The sequence below is a fragment of the Collinsella sp. AM23-17 genome (assembly GCF_003470945.1).
In the GTDB taxonomy this organism is placed as follows: domain Bacteria; phylum Actinomycetota; class Coriobacteriia; order Coriobacteriales; family Coriobacteriaceae; genus Collinsella; species Collinsella aerofaciens_O.
On sequence record NZ_QRHU01000006.1, the window covers coordinates 70,219 to 86,749 of the forward strand.

Annotated in this window: 14 protein-coding genes; 11 read left to right on the forward strand and 3 right to left on the reverse strand. The window is 62.0% G+C overall.

All coding sequences use genetic code 11. The annotated features are described in order from the left end of the window. Nucleotides 1–480 precede the first annotated feature (480 nt). Together DW645_RS03510 and DW645_RS03515 are read right to left on the reverse strand one after the other, a co-directional pair. Nucleotides 481–1,110, reverse strand: a complete 630-nt coding sequence (locus DW645_RS03510) for a response regulator transcription factor (RefSeq protein WP_117786209.1) — start codon at nucleotides 1,108–1,110, stop codon at nucleotides 481–483. Beyond that, complete coding sequence (locus tag DW645_RS03515; protein ID WP_147338936.1) at nucleotides 1,107–2,252, reverse strand: sensor histidine kinase; 1,146 nt, start codon at nucleotides 2,250–2,252, stop codon at nucleotides 1,107–1,109. Before DW645_RS03515 ends, DW645_RS03510 begins: the two co-directional genes overlap by 4 nt. Nucleotides 2,253–2,452: 200 nt before the next feature. Here DW645_RS03515 and DW645_RS03520 point away from each other — a divergent pair, with 200 nt between their 5' ends. The 6 genes from DW645_RS03520 to DW645_RS03545 all read left to right on the forward strand — a co-directional run bounded on the left by DW645_RS03520 (nucleotide 2,453) and on the right by DW645_RS03545 (nucleotide 10,822). Then, nucleotides 2,453–3,391: an ABC transporter ATP-binding protein gene (locus tag DW645_RS03520; RefSeq protein WP_118226324.1), complete on the forward strand. Its 939-nt coding sequence runs from the start codon at nucleotides 2,453–2,455 to the stop codon at nucleotides 3,389–3,391. 9 nt (nucleotides 3,392–3,400) lie between these two features. Next, a complete protein-coding gene (locus DW645_RS03525) occupies nucleotides 3,401–4,588 on the forward strand; it encodes an ABC transporter permease (RefSeq protein ID WP_117786210.1) in 1,188 nt (395 codons plus the stop codon). Next, a complete protein-coding gene (locus DW645_RS03530; RefSeq protein ID WP_117786211.1) occupies nucleotides 4,575–5,780 on the forward strand; it encodes an ABC transporter permease in 1,206 nt (401 codons plus the stop codon). The genes DW645_RS03525 and DW645_RS03530 overlap by 14 nt, the downstream gene beginning before the upstream one ends. Nucleotides 5,781–6,025: 245 nt before the next feature. Beyond that, complete coding sequence (locus tag DW645_RS03535) at nucleotides 6,026–6,739, forward strand: ABC transporter ATP-binding protein (protein WP_118226313.1); 714 nt, start codon at nucleotides 6,026–6,028, stop codon at nucleotides 6,737–6,739. An 8-nt stretch (nucleotides 6,740–6,747) separates the two neighbouring features. After that, nucleotides 6,748–9,414: an ABC transporter permease gene (locus tag DW645_RS03540; protein ID WP_118226315.1), complete on the forward strand. Its 2,667-nt coding sequence runs from the start codon at nucleotides 6,748–6,750 to the stop codon at nucleotides 9,412–9,414. 202 nt (nucleotides 9,415–9,616) lie between these two features. Next, nucleotides 9,617–10,822, forward strand: coding sequence for a DUF362 domain-containing protein (locus DW645_RS03545; RefSeq protein WP_117655444.1), 1,206 nt, complete (start codon nucleotides 9,617–9,619; stop codon nucleotides 10,820–10,822). A gap of 251 nt (nucleotides 10,823–11,073) precedes the next feature. Here the strand turns inward: DW645_RS03545 and DW645_RS03550 are convergent, their stop codons facing one another. Then, nucleotides 11,074–12,039 (reverse strand): alpha/beta hydrolase, encoded by a 966-nt coding sequence (locus DW645_RS03550; RefSeq protein ID WP_117655445.1) that lies wholly within the window; start codon nucleotides 12,037–12,039, stop codon nucleotides 11,074–11,076. 186 nt (nucleotides 12,040–12,225) lie between these two features. Here DW645_RS03550 and DW645_RS03555 point away from each other — a divergent pair, with 186 nt between their 5' ends. The 5 genes from DW645_RS03555 to DW645_RS03575 all read left to right on the forward strand — a co-directional run bounded on the left by DW645_RS03555 (nucleotide 12,226) and on the right by DW645_RS03575 (nucleotide 16,530). Beyond that, nucleotides 12,226–12,909: a hemolysin III family protein gene (locus DW645_RS03555; RefSeq protein ID WP_199408127.1), complete on the forward strand. Its 684-nt coding sequence runs from the start codon at nucleotides 12,226–12,228 to the stop codon at nucleotides 12,907–12,909. 108 nt (nucleotides 12,910–13,017) lie between these two features. Next, on the forward strand, nucleotides 13,018–14,391 hold the full coding sequence (locus tag DW645_RS03560) for a hemolysin family protein (RefSeq protein WP_118226316.1): 1,374 nt from the start codon (nucleotides 13,018–13,020) through the stop codon (nucleotides 14,389–14,391). Between the two features lie 24 nt (nucleotides 14,392–14,415). Next, on the forward strand, nucleotides 14,416–15,249 hold the full coding sequence (locus tag DW645_RS03565) for a hypothetical protein (RefSeq protein WP_233514479.1): 834 nt from the start codon (nucleotides 14,416–14,418) through the stop codon (nucleotides 15,247–15,249). Nucleotides 15,250–15,385: 136 nt separating this feature from the next. Further along, nucleotides 15,386–15,775: a YtxH domain-containing protein gene (locus DW645_RS03570; protein ID WP_117843045.1), complete on the forward strand. Its 390-nt coding sequence runs from the start codon at nucleotides 15,386–15,388 to the stop codon at nucleotides 15,773–15,775. Next, entirely contained in the window at nucleotides 15,775–16,530 is a 756-nt protein-coding gene (locus tag DW645_RS03575; RefSeq protein ID WP_117640511.1) for a PRC-barrel domain containing protein, read from the forward strand. The genes DW645_RS03570 and DW645_RS03575 overlap by 1 nt, the downstream gene beginning before the upstream one ends. Nucleotide 16,531 lies beyond the last annotated feature (1 nt).

Sequence of the window (16,531 nt, forward strand, 5' to 3'; positions counted from 1 at the left end):
GAAAATGACCCGTCTGCCATGAAATGGGCCCATCTACTACGTTTAAGCCGCTACCCTCAACCATGGCAAGTAATGCGAAATAAAAACCGCAGGTAGAACGCCTGCGATTTTTCATGAAAAGCGGGTATGGTCGGGGATATTGAGTCAAACGTAGTAGATGGGCCGATTTCGTGGCGGGCGCTGTCAGCCGGTTTCCGCGGGTGGAGGAAAATGGATCATTTTGGTCCCGCGAGGCTTGCGGAGGCACTCGTGCAGGGCCGCCCGAACAAAACTATGCCGGTTTACTACGATGAATTCGACATTCCCGACCATGACTGCATTTTTCTAAATAATGCAAGCGTTCTACCTGCGGTTTTGTAAGCGCGCAATTTGCCGTGGTCGAAGGCGGGCGATTCATCGTAGTAATCCGGCATAGTTTTGAAATGGCATTAAATCGGTGGCAGCCATTTTACTTTGCCGGGGTGGTCGGTTGTTGGGTAATTACCCTCGCAGGTAGGCGATGGCGATCTGCGTGCGGTTGCGCAGGCCCATTTTGGCTAGGATCGAGCTAATGTGGTTGCGCACGGTGCCTTCGCCCATATAGGCGGTGGCAGCGATCTCCTTGTTATCGAGGCCGCGGGCGATGAGCTCGGCGACTTCGAACTCGCGGTCGGTCAGGCTGGCAAAGGCTGCGGGCCGGCGGGGCGTGCCCGTCTTGTCGCCCATCCCGTCAAAGTCAACATCTTCGATCGCCTTGCCCTCGAGCACGCGTTTGCCATCCATGACCTGCGCCAACGCCGGAGGAATGGCGGCGACATCGGTTTTAATCAGGTAGCCGCGGGCGCCCAGTTTGAGCGCCGACACAATGTACTCGTCATCCGAGAATGTCGTCAGGAACACCACGAGCGCCGCAGGATCGCGCTCGAGGATCTCGCGCGCCGCCGATAGGCCGTCTCGTCCCGGCATCTGAATGTCGAGCAGCGCGATGTCGGGCGAGTGCTCAGCGTAGAGCGCCACTGCGTCGTTGCCGTTGGCACCGGTGCCCACCACCTCGATCTGCGGCTGGGCGCCCAGGATAATCTTGAGCGAATCGACCACTAGGCGGTCGTCGTCGACAACGATGAGCCTCATCGGCCATCATCTCCTTGCTGTTTGGGAACGGTGGCAAACACGCGCCAGCCGCCGGCGCCGGCACGCGGGCCGGCGGTGAAGGTGCCGCCAAGCGCCTCGATGCGCTCGCGCATAGAGGCGAGCCCCATGCCCTCCGCGGCGCCGTGGCCGCTTGCTTGAACCCCGCCCGCGCCATCGTCGGTAACGATGAGCTGGTAAAACGACGGATGCTCCATGCAACGTACAGTGACAGCATGGGCGCAAGCGTGGCGCATGGTGTTGGAGAGCGCCTCGCGCAGGACCGCCGCAAAGCAGTTCGCGACGTTTGCGGGCGCATGTTCGGTCATAACTTCAAGCTCAATCCGCGGACCGCCGTCCGAGCGCGCGCCTTCAACAATGCGTTCGAGCTGCACGGAAAGGTCGACGGCGTTGTCGTTGAGCGCGTGGACGCTGGCGCGCACGAGCTGGAGCGCCTCGTCAACGGTGTATTTGACGTCGGCGAAATCGGCGGCAACGCCGGGCTCGTTGGCATGGACCACGCGCAGGGCTTCGGTTTGAAGCGAAGCGCGCGTGAGCTGGTGGCCCACGTTATCGTGGATCTCGCGCGCGATGCGGGCGCGTTCGGCGAGCGTCGCGAGCTCGACTTCGTAGTCCTGGCGGTCGGCGAGGTCGCGGTTGCGTGCCTCGAGTGCCAGGGCGCGTTCTTGCAGCTTGTCGCGGGTGCGACGCATGCGTTCCTGTTCGCGCTCCAGCTGCGCGGTGCGCAGTGACAGCAACGTGGCGGCGACCGAAAGGATGGCGGTTAGCAACAGCGTTCGGGTGGTGAGCGCGCCGCAGCGAAGGTCCGTGGCAAGTGCGCAGGCAAACACGGAGCCAATCGCCAGCGCGGGCCAGATGCGTTCACGGCGCACGCGTCGCGCGATGTCATAGAGGGCGAGAGGTGCGAACGGCACAAACGGCGGCACGAAGACAGCCGCGATGACGTAGGCGTAGCTGCCGGCCTCGCTGGCGCGACGGGCGCGTTCTCCCTGCGCGACCTCGGCCAGTGCGGCGATGACAACGCCAAGGCAAAACGCCGCGACCAGGCGAGCATCCACAGCAAGGCCCGTGGCGGCTGCGATGCAGCACGCCAGCACGATCGATTTGTCGAATAGCCTGTTCATACGGGTATTGTACGCGATGCCGCGCACGGGGGAGGCGCCACTCAGAGCAAGCGTGACATTCCTCCCACGCGGCGGGGCGGTCGCGTCAGCAGGCCGCACGACCAAGACCTCCGCACTCGTGACAAAGCTCACTGGTGCGCGCCGTCAGCTCCTGCGATGATGCAATCGTACCGGGCCGCAAGCAACAGAAGGGCCGCCTCATGACAGACATCGTCCACGTCGAAAACCTCGTTAAGCGCTACGACGACCTTATTGCGCTCGACCACTTTAACCTGAGTATCGCCCCCGGCGAGATCTTTGGCCTGCTGGGCCCCAACGGCTCGGGCAAGACCACGTCCATCAACTGCATTCTGCAGCTGCTCGCCTACGACAAAGGCACCATCGAGCTGTTCGGCGAGCCCATGACGCCCGCCCGCTACGACCTCAAGCGTCGCATCGGCGTGGTCCCGCAGCAAGTGGCGGTGTTCGACGAGCTCACCGTGCGCGAGAACATCGACTATTTCTGCAGTCTCTACGTCAACGATCGCAAGCGCCGCCGCGCGCTGGTGGACGAGGCGATCGACTTTGTCGGCCTGGGCGACTTTACCAAGTTCCGTCCCGGCAAGCTCTCGGGCGGCCTGGCGCGTCGTCTCAACATTGCCTGCGGCATCGCGCACAAGCCCGAGCTCATCTTTTTTGACGAACCCACGGTGGCGGTCGACCCGCAAAGCCGCAACGCCATCCTGGAGGGCATCTGCCGCCTGCGCGACGAGGGCGCCACGGTGGTGTATACCAGCCATTACATGGAGGAAGTCGAGCAGATCTGCAGCCGCATCATGATCATGGACGGTGGGCGCGTGCTGGCGCAGGGCACTAACGACGAGCTCAAGCGCATGATTCAGATGGGCGAGAAGATTGTAATCGAGGTCGGCGAGGTTCCGAGTGCGGCGCTCGGTGCCGTCGCAAGCCTGCCGCACGTTCTGGACCTTTCGGCAACGGCGGGACAGCTCACGTTTTCGTGCGAAGCGAGCCCGCACAACCTGACGGACATTCTCGATGCGCTGCGCTCGCATGACGTGCCACTCGGCCGCATCTATTCCGAACCGCCGACCCTCAACGACGTATTCCTCGAGATCACCGGCCGCGAGCTGCGCGACTAGGGGGCGGCCATGTTCAACACCATCATCACCACGGTCAAGACGCTGCTGCGCCGGCCGAGCACGTGGGTCTGGGGCGCTCTCTTTCCTATCGCGCTTTCCACGATGTTCATGTTTATGTTTGCGAACCTCAGCTCCGACGGCACGGTCGACCCGGTGCCGGTTGCCGTCGTGGCGGACGAGGCCTGGGATGCCTCGACCTTTAAGGATGTGGCAGCTTCGCTTGCCAAGGCAGGCGACGATCAGCTGCTCGATGTGAGCGAGTACGAAGACTTGGCTGCCGCGCGCAAAGCGCTCAAGGCCGGCGAGGTCGCGGGCATCTATACGGTTGATGCCGCGGGCACGCCCAGGCTCACGCTGCTATCGAGTTACGACAGCTCGCGCGCCTCGTCGGTGCTTACCGACCGCAGCATCCTTGAAACGGTGGCAAGCTCGTATACGCAAAATGCCGAGCTCATGTCCCAGATTGCCCAGGATGACCCGGCGGCGCTCGCCGACCCGGAGGCGGTTGCGCGCGCTCTGTCGCTCGAGGGCGGAACCCGCCGCGTGAGCCTGACTCGTGCCACGCCCGATGGCACGGTCATCTACTATTACGCGCTTTTTGGCCTGGTCGCGATGATGTCTGCCGAGTTTGCCGCCTTGAGCGTCGTCGATTTGCAGCCTAATCTGTCGGGCCTTGGCGCGCGCCGCTGCGTGGGCGGTCTCTCCAAGACGGCGTCACTGGCCGGCATTTTTGTCGGCTCGTGGCTGGTTTCCTTTGCATCGATGGCGGTTGCGATCGGCTACGTGCGCCTGGTCGTGGGCGTCGACTTTGGCGGGCGCGAGGGGTTGTGCCTGCTGGGCGGGGCTGCATCCGCGCTTGCCGCCACGGGCCTGGGGCTCTTTGTGGGCACGCTTCCCGTTAAGGGCGGCAAGGCGTCCAAGTCCGGTATCCTCACGGGCTTCGCTACCACGTGCGCCCTGTTCGCCGGACTCTACGGCGAGCCGGCGATGGCGCTTGCCGACGATGTCGCCCGCGCCTGCCCGGCCGAGTGCTGGCTCAACCCCGTCAAGCTCATCTGCGACATGTTCAACCGCCTGTATTTCTTTGAGGATCTGGGGCCCTTCGCCGTCCGCGCCGGCGCGCTCGTCCTGATGACCCTGGTGTTTGTCGTCGCCGCTACGCTGATCTTTGGAAGGAGCCGCTATGAGCACCTTTAAGACCGCGCTTCGCATGGCGCTCGCGCACCCGTTATACCTGCTCATCTATACGGTGTTCATCTCGCTCATGGGCGTATTCATCGCGGCCTCGGTGAGCTGGAACTCGTCGCAGCTTACCGAGTACAAGCCCTACGACACCAATGTGATCGTGGTCGACCGCGACAATAGCGACCTTTCGCGGGCGCTTACCAAGCACCTAGGCTCACGCTTTGACCTGGTCACGGGCGTTGGTGACGACATGTACGACCTTGCGGATGCGCTCGCCAAGAGTAACAGCGCCAAGGGCAGCGCCGATTGCGTGTTCTTTATCCCGGAGGGGTTTGAGGACGATCTTGTTGCAGCCGCGCGTGCGGGGGAAGACCTGCCCAAGCTCGATGTGACGTACGGCTCCGGCACCATGGCGGCAGCGCTTTCGTCTGCCGAGGCCTCGCGGTGGGTCTCGCTCGCGGGTACTGCGGCGGCACTTGAGCCAGCTGCTTCCGACGGCGATGTCGCCAAGGCCGCCGAGCATGCTGCCGCAAAGCGTGCGGAGGTCCAGATCGAGCAGGTCAAGGTTGACTCGACTGCCGCCGCTACACTCGAGTCGTACTTCAACTTTGGCGCGTATGCGATCATCTCGTCGGTCATCGTGTCGGTGGGGCTGGTGTTCTCGGGCATGAACGAGCCCGAGCGCGTGCGCCGCATGGAGGCCGGTCCGCTCTCCGAGCGCCAGCGTTCGCTTGCCGTGTTCGCGGCCGCCGCCGTGCTCACTGTCTGTATCTGGTTTGTGTCGAGCATGATGGGCGTCGTGGGCTTTGCCGGCGCGGTCGCCGAGGTCGGCGTGGGCCGTGTGTGCCTGGCGCTGGCGGCAACGTTTGCCCTGGCGTGCACGCCGCTGGCCGTTGGCTTTGCCCTTTCGAGCCTGGGCGCGCGCGAAGAGCTGCTCAACGGTGTGGGCAACCTGCTTGGCTTGCTCATGACGTTTTTGGGCGGCGCCTGGATGCCGCTGTCGCTCATGGGCTCGGCCGTGCAGACGGTGGCGCACTTTGTGCCGACGTATTGGGTGAACGACGCGATCGGCAAGGCGCTCGCTTCGGACCTGACGTCTGCCGTGCTGGGCGACATCGCCTGCGACCTGGGCGTCACGGTGCTCTTCGCCGCTGCCATCGCCGCCGTAGGCCTAGCCCTCGCCCACAACAAATCCCACGCCTAGCCACCTAGTCATTGGGGACAGTCTTTGCCGATTCGCCGGTTCGCCAGCCGGGTTGGCAAGGACTGTCCCAATATGCCGGCCTTTGGGACCACTCATTGGGGACAGACTTAAATGAGCGATTTCACTCATTTAAGTCTGTCCCCAATGAGTAGGTTGGAAAAATGTGCGCCTGTCGCTTAAAAATAGTTCGCCTGGGTTTACTATTACCCTAGAAAAGTAACAGAAGGCTAACAACGGGGGATAGCATGTCGACAAAGCAAGCCTATGTCCAGGTCAAAGGGCTCAGGAAACACTACGGCGACGGTGATGCGCGCCTGACGGTACTCGATGGCATCGACACGTCCATCAACCGCGGCGAGATCTGCGTCATGCTGGGGCCCTCGGGCTCGGGCAAGTCGACCTTTCTCAACCTGATCGGCGGCCTGGAGGATGCCGACGGTGGTTCCATCATGGTGGACGGCTGCGACCTTACGGTGCTCAAGCCCGCCGATCTGGGCGAGTACCGACGTCGCGAGCTGGGTTTTGTCTTCCAGTTCTACAACCTGGTGCCCGACCTTACCATCAAGGAAAACATCGAGGTCACGGCGCACCTGTCCAAAAACCCGCTCAATGTCGACGACCTGCTGCGTTCGCTGGGCCTCTACGAGCACCGCAACAAGTTCCCGCGCCAGGTCTCGGGCGGCCAACAGCAGCGTTGCGCCATCGGCCGCGCACTCGTCAAAAACCCGGGCCTGCTGCTGTGCGACGAGCCCACCGGCGCGCTTGACTACAAGACATCCAAGGAAATCTTGCAGCTCATGGAGGATGTTAACCGCACCTACGGCTGCACCATCATCATCGTCACCCACAACGCCGCCATCGCCCGCATGGCCAACCGCGTGCTGCGCCTGCGCGACGGCCGCATCGTCGAGGATGGGCTCAACGAGTCGCCCGTTGCGGCCGCCGAGCTCGATTGGTAGGCGATGCCATGACACCTCTCGCAAAGCGACTCCCGCGCGAGCTGCGCCGCAATATCGGCAAGTACCTGGGCATCTTTTTGCTTATGTGCGGGAGCATCGCTCTCACCTCGGGCTTTTTGCTCGCGGCGCATTCCATCGGTTGCCTTATCGACGACATGCGCGATGCGTACACGATTGAGGACGGCCGCGTGACCACCTCCTTCGAGGCTACCGACGACCAGCTCAAGGCAGCCGAGGATGCAGCCGACGACGTCGGCGGCGTCACGCTCTACAAGAATTTCTCCATCGACGCCATCATCAAAAAGACCGCCGGCGACGACGGCACCAAGCGCACGTTGCGCACCTATGCGCACCGCACCAAGGTCGATATCGCGTCCTACTGCGAAGGCAAGCAGCCCAAGACGGACGATGAGGTGGCTATCGACCGCGTTTTTGCCACCAACAACGACCTTGTCGTGGGCGATAAGGTTGAGCTTGAGGGCCGCACCTACACCATCTGCGGCATCATGACCCAGCCCGATAGCCAGGCGCTGTTCCTCAACAATTCGGACTTTACGGTGAACACCATCACCTATGGTGTGGCCGAGGTCACCGACGCCGGCTTTGCCGCGCTCGAGGATGCCGGTGGTGCACCTGCCTACACCTACTCCTTTGCTTTTACCGATCGCGACCTCCCCACCGCGGATCGCATCGATGCGGAGCAGGATATGGTCGAGGCGCTGACCGATGCCGATGCGCGCGTGGACGATCTGATCGACGCCGATTCCAACCAGGGTATTGGCTACGCGCGCGACGACGTAGACGGCGACTCCATGATGTGGATGACGCTGCTCAACATTATCATCGTGATCATGGCGTTCGTCTTTGTGGTCCTTACCGACGCCACCATCGAGGAGGAGAGCGCCATCATTGGCACGCTGCTCGCCAGCGGCTATCGCCGCCGCGAGATCGTGCTGCACTACCTGGCACTTCCCGCCATCGTGGGCGTGCTCGCGGCACTTTTGGGCACCGCGCTCGGCGTTGCGTTCTTTACCGAGCCCATGCGCGGTCTCTACTACGGCTCGTACAGTCTGCCGCCCTTCCAGGTGTACTGGAGTTGGGGGATCTTTGTGAAGTGCGCCGTGGTTCCCGCTGCCGCGCTCATCCTCATCACGCTGGTGGGCCTGCTTCGCAAGATGGGCAAGACGCCGTTGCAGTTCCTTCGTCACGAGGCGAGCGGCAAATCGGGCACCAAGCGCGGCCTGCAGCTGCCGGAGCGCATGGGCTTTGTTTCCCGCTTCCGCCTGCGCATCTTCCTGCGCAACCTGGGCAACTTCGCCACGCTCTTCGTGGGCATTGCGTTTGCCTCGCTGCTGCTGCTCTTTGGCCTGGCGATCCTGCCCACGATGACGCACTATGCGGACAACCTGGAGACAAGCCTGGTCGCCGAGCACCAGTACACGCTCAAGGCTCCGCTAGAGCTTGAGGGTACTGCCGAGGAGCGCGGGCAGTGGGCGGCGCTCGAGCGCTTGCAGTCGATTGACGGCGCGCTGCTCTCCGCCGCCCAGGATGCCGATGACGAGCTTGACGACGCGGCCGATGCGGCGCAGACGGCAGCCGATGCCGCGACCGCATCTCCGTCTGCCGAGAGCCTGGCCGCGGCGCAGGACGCGCTCGCCAAGGTCCAGGACAAGAAAGATGCGCTTTATGCGCGCCTCGATGACCTTGCCGATGCCCTCGGCTGCGACCGCGATGAGGCCATCGACCTGATCGACAAGGCCTCTAAGATCGACACCGACAACGACGACATTCACCCGATCAACACGACCGACAACGGCACGGGCGCAATCGCGCAGGCCGAGAAATATGCCGTTTACCAGCTGCAATACGACCGCGGCGATGGTAATGGCGAGGAGACGATTTCCGTCTACGGCATCTCGCCCGATTCGCGCTACTGGAAGGGCCTCAACATCGGCGACGGGCGCGTCGTCTTTGGCGGCGGTCTGCTCGATAAGTTTGGCTGGAGCGAGGGCCAGAAGGTCGAGCTTCGCGACAAGTACGAGGCTCGGGATTATTCTCTTGAGTACGCGGGTAAGGACTGCATCTGGGGTTCAAAGTCGGACATGAATATCTATATGAGCATCGATGACTTTAACGAGCTGTTCGGCAACGACGCCGCCTACTTTAACGGCTATGTGAGCGACGAGAAGCTCGACCTCGATGCTCGTTACTTTGCCGGTGACACCACGCCCGACGACATGCGCGCCGTGGGTGACCAGTTCATCGGCATGATGAGCAAAATGATCGGCATGATGGTCGGGCTCGCGGTGTTTATCTTCCTGCTGTTTATGTACCTGCTGACCAAGGCGGTGATCGACCACAGCGCCCGTTCGATCAGCTACATGAAAGTCTTTGGCTATCGCGATAGCGAGATCTCGCATCTGTACATCCGCTCGATCACGCTGTGCGTGGCGGCGTCGCTCGTGCTGAGCCTGCCGGTCATTATTGGCTCGCTCACGGCCATCTTCCGCTCGATGCTGCTCGCCTACAACGGCAATATCGAGATCTACGTGCCCGCTTGGTCCATGGCTGCATGCATCGGCATCGGCTTTGCGACCTACCTGGTCGTGGCGCTGCTGCACACGCGCTCTATCAAGCGCGTCAGCCTGGCCGAAGCCCTCAAGGTGCAGGAGTAGTCATTGGGGACGTTCTTAAACGACTAGTCGTTGGGGACAGTCTTTGCCGGATCGCCGGCTCGCTGGCCGGGCGGCAAGCACTCATTTAAGTCTGTCCCCAATGAGTGCCTAACGACTCGGTGTTGCGCTTGACTTCGACCCTACTTCAACGGGTACCATCCTCTTATGTCTGTAACGCCATATAGACCGAGGGGATATATCTATGACCGCAACTGCACCCGCAGCACCAGCAAAGGTGTACTTCACCAACCTGCGCACGCATGCTCGCGAGAGCCAGCTCGACAAACTCAAGCGCCTCATCCGTCGCGCCGGTATTGAGCAGATCGACTTTGAGAACAAGTTCGTCGCCATTAAGATTCACTTTGGCGAGCTGGGCAATCTGAGCTTTTTGCGCCCCAACTACGCCCGCGCCGTCGCGGATGTCGTGAAGGAGCTGGGCGGCAAGCCCTTCCTCACCGACTGCAACACGCTCTATGTCGGCAGTCGCAAAAACGCGCTCGAGCACATCGACACCGCCTACCAGAACGGCTTTACCCCGTATGCCACGGGTTGCCAGATCATCATCGCCGACGGCCTCAAGGGTACCGACGAGGCGCTCGTCCCGGTCGAGGGTGGTGAGTATGTGCGCGAGGCAAAGATCGGCCAGGCACTCATGGATGCCGACATTGTGATCAGCCTTACGCACTTTAAGGGCCATGAGCAGGCGGGCTTTGGCGGCGCCATGAAGAACCTGGGCATGGGCGGCGGCAGCCGTGCCGGCAAGATGGAGCAGCATGCCGCCGGCAAGCCGAGCGTCGATACTACCAACTGCGTGGGTTGCCGTGCCTGCGAGAAGATTTGCGCGCACAGCGCCATCACGTTTGACGGTACGCGTGAGCGCGAGCTTGCCAACGGCAGCACCCGCACGGTTCACGTGGCTGCCATCGACCACGATCGCTGCGTGGGCTGCGGACGCTGCATTGCGGCGTGCAACCAGGACTGCATCAAGCCCGACTATGATGCCGCGGCCGACGTACTCAACTACAAGATCGCCGAGTATACGAAGGCCATTGTCCAGGATCGCCCCAGCTTCCATATTTCGCTCGCAATGGACATCAGCCCCAACTGCGACTGCCATCCCGAGAATGACGCGCCTATCGTCAACGATATCGGCATGTTCGCGAGCTTCGACCCGGTCGCCATCGATCAGGCCTGCGCCGACGCTGTCCTGGCGTCCGAGCCGCTGCCTAACACCGAGCTTACCGACAGCGCGGCCAAGATGGAGCATAACCACGAGCATTTGGAGGGCGAGCAGGCGCGCGACCCCTTCTGCATCACGCATCCCGACACCGACTGGCGCGCGTGCATCGCGCATGCCGAGAAGATCGGCCTGGGCACGAGCAAGTACGAGCTCATCGAGGTCAAATAGCGCCTAGCTATTGGACAAAACAAGCGCCTTTGTGGCGCAAGTCGAGCAAAAGCCGCCCGTGAGCACAGCGCCCACGGGCGGCTTTTCGGAAGTATGCGGCAAATTTCGAGACCGCCGAGCACACGACGTTTTTTGGCAACAAAACCCCTGATAAATTGTTGATAAAACTGCGGTCTGGTCGGCAGTTCCAGATTTCGCCGCATACTTCCGAAAATAGGGGGTCAGATAAAGCCCCGGACGTTGCTTTTTGCCTAAAAATTCTTTCCGAGGAAGTCGTCGACCGTGTTCCAGTAGAGCTCGGGGTTAACTTGCGCGCTCTTGGCGTGGGTGGCGCCATGGATGGTGAGCTTTTGCTTGACCTTGCTGGCGCACGCGTCGTAGTTTTGGTCGAGCATGTCGTACGGCACAAAGGTGTCCTGGTCGCCGTGGATAAACAGCATGGGAACCGTCGCGTGTTTGAGTTGCTCCACACTGCTCGCCTTATGAAAGTCGTAGCCCGCGCGCACGTTGCACACCAGGTTGGCCACATCGAGCAAAGGAAAACTGGGCAGCCCAAATACATCCTTGAGCTGCAGAGAAAACTCGTCCCAAACACTCGTATAACCACAGTCCTCGATAATGCATTTCACGTTTGCGGGCAGAGATTCCCCCGCGACGTCCATGGCGGTTGCCGCACCCATCGACTCGCCAAAGACCAGGATGCGCGCCTCGGGGTCAGCCTGAACGATTCGCTCGATCCATGCGACGACATCGAGCCGCTCGGGCCAGCCCATGCCGATATAGTCGCCGCCGGAGCGCTCGTGGGCACGGGCGGCAGGCGCGAGCACGTTCATGCCGCGGTCATGGAATCGTTTGGCGTATCGGGCCATACCGATGGGCTCATCGGTGTATCCGTGTAGGCAGATAGCGTAATTGTGCGTGCTCTCTGGGGCGGCAAAATACCAAGCGGCAAGTTCGGTTCCGTCATCTGCGGTGAGGCTGCTGCTCTCGCGGTTCTCTTTAAACCATGCCCGCGCCTCGGTTCCCTCGGCATCCGGCTGCTCACTTTCTTTGTCGTCCTTGCCGTCCTGCATCATCTTCATGGTGTATGGCGCGCGGGGATTCAGCGCGAAGTCAAACAGAAAGTTGCCGGCAAATCCGAGCAGTGCAATGACAACCACCAGTGCAACGATGCCGGCTATCTTGAGCTTTCGATGGGAATGTGCGTTTTGAGCCATGCGGTATTCTCCTATAACATGTTAATACATCAACATTTAAAACAAGCGCATTATGGATGTTCGCCGTTGACGCGTCAACAGGCAAAGAATGGGTAAACAAAGGGTCACGTATGGTGCAAATTTCGCATGTACCCAGACGCTTTGATATAGTGTTGAGAACTCTTTACATTGGAGGATGTAACCGGCATGTCCGATTCGAGCGACAGTTCTAAGCCGCGACCCAAGACCGCGGCCGTTCCACACTACACGGTGGGCGAGGAGATCATGAACTCCGTCACCCATGGTGTCGGCTGCCTGCTGGGTATCGCGGGCCTGGTGCTCCTGATCGTATTCGCTGCCCTGCGCGGCGGAGGCCCGGCCCACATGGCCGCGGCGATTGTCTATGGTGTCAGTATCATCCTCGAATACCTAGCCTCCACGCTCTACCACGCGATTCAGCCCGCGCGCGCCAAGCGCGTGTTTCGCATCATCGACCACAGCTGCATCTACCTGCTCATAGCCGGCAGCTATACCCCGTTTTGCCTCATCACGCTCGCAAACGACGGCGGCCCTGCGCTGTTCTTTGCCGTGTGGGCCATCGCCATCGTCGGGATCGCCCTCGAGTGCTTTTTGCGCGAACGTCAGCCGCATTGGGTAAGCGGCCTGGTCTATCTGCTGATGGGCTGGCTCGTCGTCTTTAAGCTGCCCGAGCTCGTGGCGCTGCTGAACCCCGTGGCACTCGCCCTGCTCGCCGTCGGCGGCGTGTGCTATACCGTGGGCGTGCCGTTCTATATCGCCAAAAACGTGCGCTATCTGCACAGTGTTTTCCACTTGTGGGTGCTCGCCGGCAGCATCTTCCAGTTCATGGCGGTGATCCTCTTCGTAATCTAGCGACCACGCCCACGGCCCCGCTCGCACGGGCAACCGGCGCAATTGCCCTATCCGTCACCTACGCTTACTACCCAACGTCCCGAATCTTGGAGGTTCGAGAAACTCCCGATGGACATAACCATCTCCCTTATTACCACGCTCGTTTTAACGCTTATCAACGGCTACTTCTCCATGTCCGAGATGGCTCTCACCACGGCTAAGCGCGCCGTGTTGGAACACGATGCCGAGGAGGGCGATAAGCGCGCCGAGCGCGCCGTCCAGCTTGCCGCCGATTCCGACCAGCTGCTCGCCACCATTCAGGTCGCCATCACGCTCGTGGGCTTCGCCTCGTCCGCCGTCGCCTCGACGAGCCTGTCCGACCCGCTCGCCACATGGCTCATGAGCTTTGGCATCGCGCCGCTTTCCGCCATCGCGCGCGGCCTGGCGCCGGTCATCATCACCGTCGCGGTCGCCTTTGTGTCCATCGTGATCGGCGAGCTCGTGCCCAAGCGCATCGGCCTTGCTAACGCCGAGGGCGTATCCAAACAGGTCGTGGGACCGCTCTCCGTGTTCCAAAAGATCGCCCGCCCGCTCGTGTGGCTGACCGGTGCCTGCTCCGACGGCCTGGCCCGCATCCTGCGCATCAAGAGCGCCGATGACCGCCAGAACGTCTCGGAGGAAGAAATCAAGTACATGGTCTCGGAGCAGGACGACCTGCTCGACGAGGAAAAGCGCATGATCCACGAGATCTTTGACCTGGGCGACACCGTTGCCCGCGAGGTCATGGTGCCGCGCGTGGACACCACCATGTGCGAGGACGACGAGACGGTCGCCGACGTGTTGTCCACCATGCGCCAGACCGGCTTCAGCCGCATCCCCGTCTATCACGAGGATCCCGACAACGTCGCGGGCATCGCGCACATCAAGGACCTGATCCAGCCCGCGCTCGACGGCAAGGGCGACCAGCCCATCGCTGGCTTTTTGCGCGATGCCACCTTTGTGCCCGACACCAAGGACATCCTGCCGCTGCTGTCCGAGATGCAGACTTCGCACGACCAGATTGTGGTCGTCGTGGACGAGTACGGCGGCACGGCCGGCATCATCACCATCGAGGACATCGTCGAGGAGATCGTCGGCGAGATCGAGGACGAGTTCGATCCCGACAACAAGTACCTCACGCGCCTCTCGCGCCGTGAGTGGCTCGTCGATGGGCGTTTTTCGTGCGATGACGCGATTGAGCTTGGTTGGCCGCTCGAGGAAAGCGATGATTATGAGACCATCGCCGGCTGGATTTTGGAGCTTTGCGACTCGGTGCCCGACATCGGAGAGGTGTTTGAGGTCGCGGGGTACAAGTTCAAGGTGCAGTCGATGCGTGGCCAGCGCATCTCGCTTATTCGCGTGATCGCTCCGGCCGAAACCGATAAGAAGGATTCCGAGCCCCCGGCAGAGAAGCCGGCGGCGTCGGGTGCGGGCTCTGCGGATCCGCACGACGGCGACGAGTAGGGCAAGGACGAGTAGGGGAGAGTTATGGCAGGCCTGTTCAACATCCTTAAGGTCACCGTCAGCGAGGACAAGATTTGCGCGCACGTGCTGGTGAACCCCGGCATGCCGCTCATGACCTCGGAGGATATCGAGGCCACGGCGCGCGTGTACTACCTGGTGCCCGCGATTGCCAAGCACCTGTGCCTGGGCGACTCCGGCCGCGAATTCCAGGATTGCATGGGCCAGACCGAGCTTTGCCATCTGCTGGAGCACGTGACGGTCGAGCTCATGAACGAGACCGGTCTTGCCGGCAGCATCTCGTGCGGTCGCACGCGCGTGAGCGAGCATGACGAGCGTGTCTTTGAGATTGAGCTTTCGTGCCCCGATGATGCGCTGGCCATCGGCGCGCTGTCTTCGGCCACCTTTATGATGGACTGGGCGTACCTGCACGCCGACCAGCCCACTCCCGATGTGGACGGTACGGTTGCGGGCTTGCGCAACCTGGTGCTGGGTATGCGCGCCGAGGCCGAGGGCAAGGACCCGCACGAGGCCGTTGCCGCTGCGAACGGCGAGGACGTGGCTGAGGATGCGCCCGAGCACGACGCTCCTGCCGAGGCCGACGCTGAGCCCGTTGCCGAGGCGCCTGCTGAGCCCGAGTCTGCGGAGCCCCAAGGCGTCCCGAGCTTTGACGACGAGCCGCAGATGCCAATCGATACCGAGGGCGCGGTCGTCGAGAACCACGAGGCCCCCGCGGCCGTCTTTGGCGGTGCGGCAACGGCTCCGTCCGGCTCGGCGCACGAGGGCAGCCTGCCGCTCGTCGATGGCGCCGGCGAAGACCCGGCCGCCACGGTGGCCATGCCGGTTGCGCCTCAGGAGTAGGCTCACTCGCTTATCACCATCATGTACCTGCGCTTTTACCGTACGCAGATGAGCGCGACGGCAAGTGTTGCGCTGCGGGTATAATGGACAGCATTCAAACGGTGGGCATCGAGGTGCCCGCAGGAGAGGAATGATCATGGGAAAGACTTTCAGCTTTGTCTCCGGTGCGCTCTTTGGTGCTGCCGCCGGCGCTATCATCGGCGTTGCTCTGGCCCCGCGCTCGGGTGCCGAGACCCGCGCCATGGCCGCCGATATCGCCAACGATGCCTGGGACAACATGCGTGACACCTACGAGCACAGTGCCGAGGAGGCTCGTGCCGCGGTCAACGACTTTGGTCCGATGGTCGACGCCAAGACCGATGACCTGCGCGCCAAGGTCGACCTGGCCCGCGAGCGCATGGACCAGCTTCGCGAGCAGCTCAACGATGCCATCTCGGGCGGCAACGTGACGCCCGCTGCCGACGTCGTGGTCGAGAACGTCACCGAGGCCGGCACCGAGGCCACGGAGCCCTCGACCGAGGCATAATGCGCGCAGGGGATTTTGTCGGCGTCAAGGTTTACCGCAAACCTGCCGAAGACAAGCGCACCAAAAAGGACGGCACGCCGCGCAGCCCTAAAAAGCTCGGCAAGATTCACTTTCCCGTCTTTACCCCGGGCGGCACGCGCGTGGTGGGCTTTATGGTCCGCCAGTCCGATATCGCGGGTATGATCGAGCGTCCCGACCGCTTTGTGGCGCTCGATGCCATCGGCGTCTATGAGGGTGCTGTCGCGGTCGACGACGTCAAGGGCACCTATGATGCCGCCGCAGCCAAGCGCCTCGATATCAACCTGGACGATTGCATCATCTGGGTCGGCATGGACGTGCGCACGGAATCGGGCGATGTCGTGGGCTACTGCTCGGACGTTGAGTTCAAGCCGCGCTCGGGTATTGTGCAGATGTTCTACGTGACCGCCGGTGCCGCTTCGAGCGTGCTGGTGGGCGACACGCAGGTGCCGCCGACGATGCTGCGCGGCTACGAGAACGGTGCGATGATTGTCTCGGACGAGGTCAAGGCGCTCGGGTATTCGGGCGGCGCGGCCGCCAAGGCTGCCGAGGCCAGTGTCGTGGTAGGCGATAAGGTCAAGAAGGGCGCCAAGGTGCTCGATGACAAGGGATCGGTCGCCGTGGACAAGGGCAGTCGTGCACTGGGCAAGCAGCTCGGCAAGACGCGCGGTATGTTCAAGGCCTTTAAGGACGAATATCAAAAGGCGAGCGGGGGCTCGTCAAAAGCTAGCAAATAGA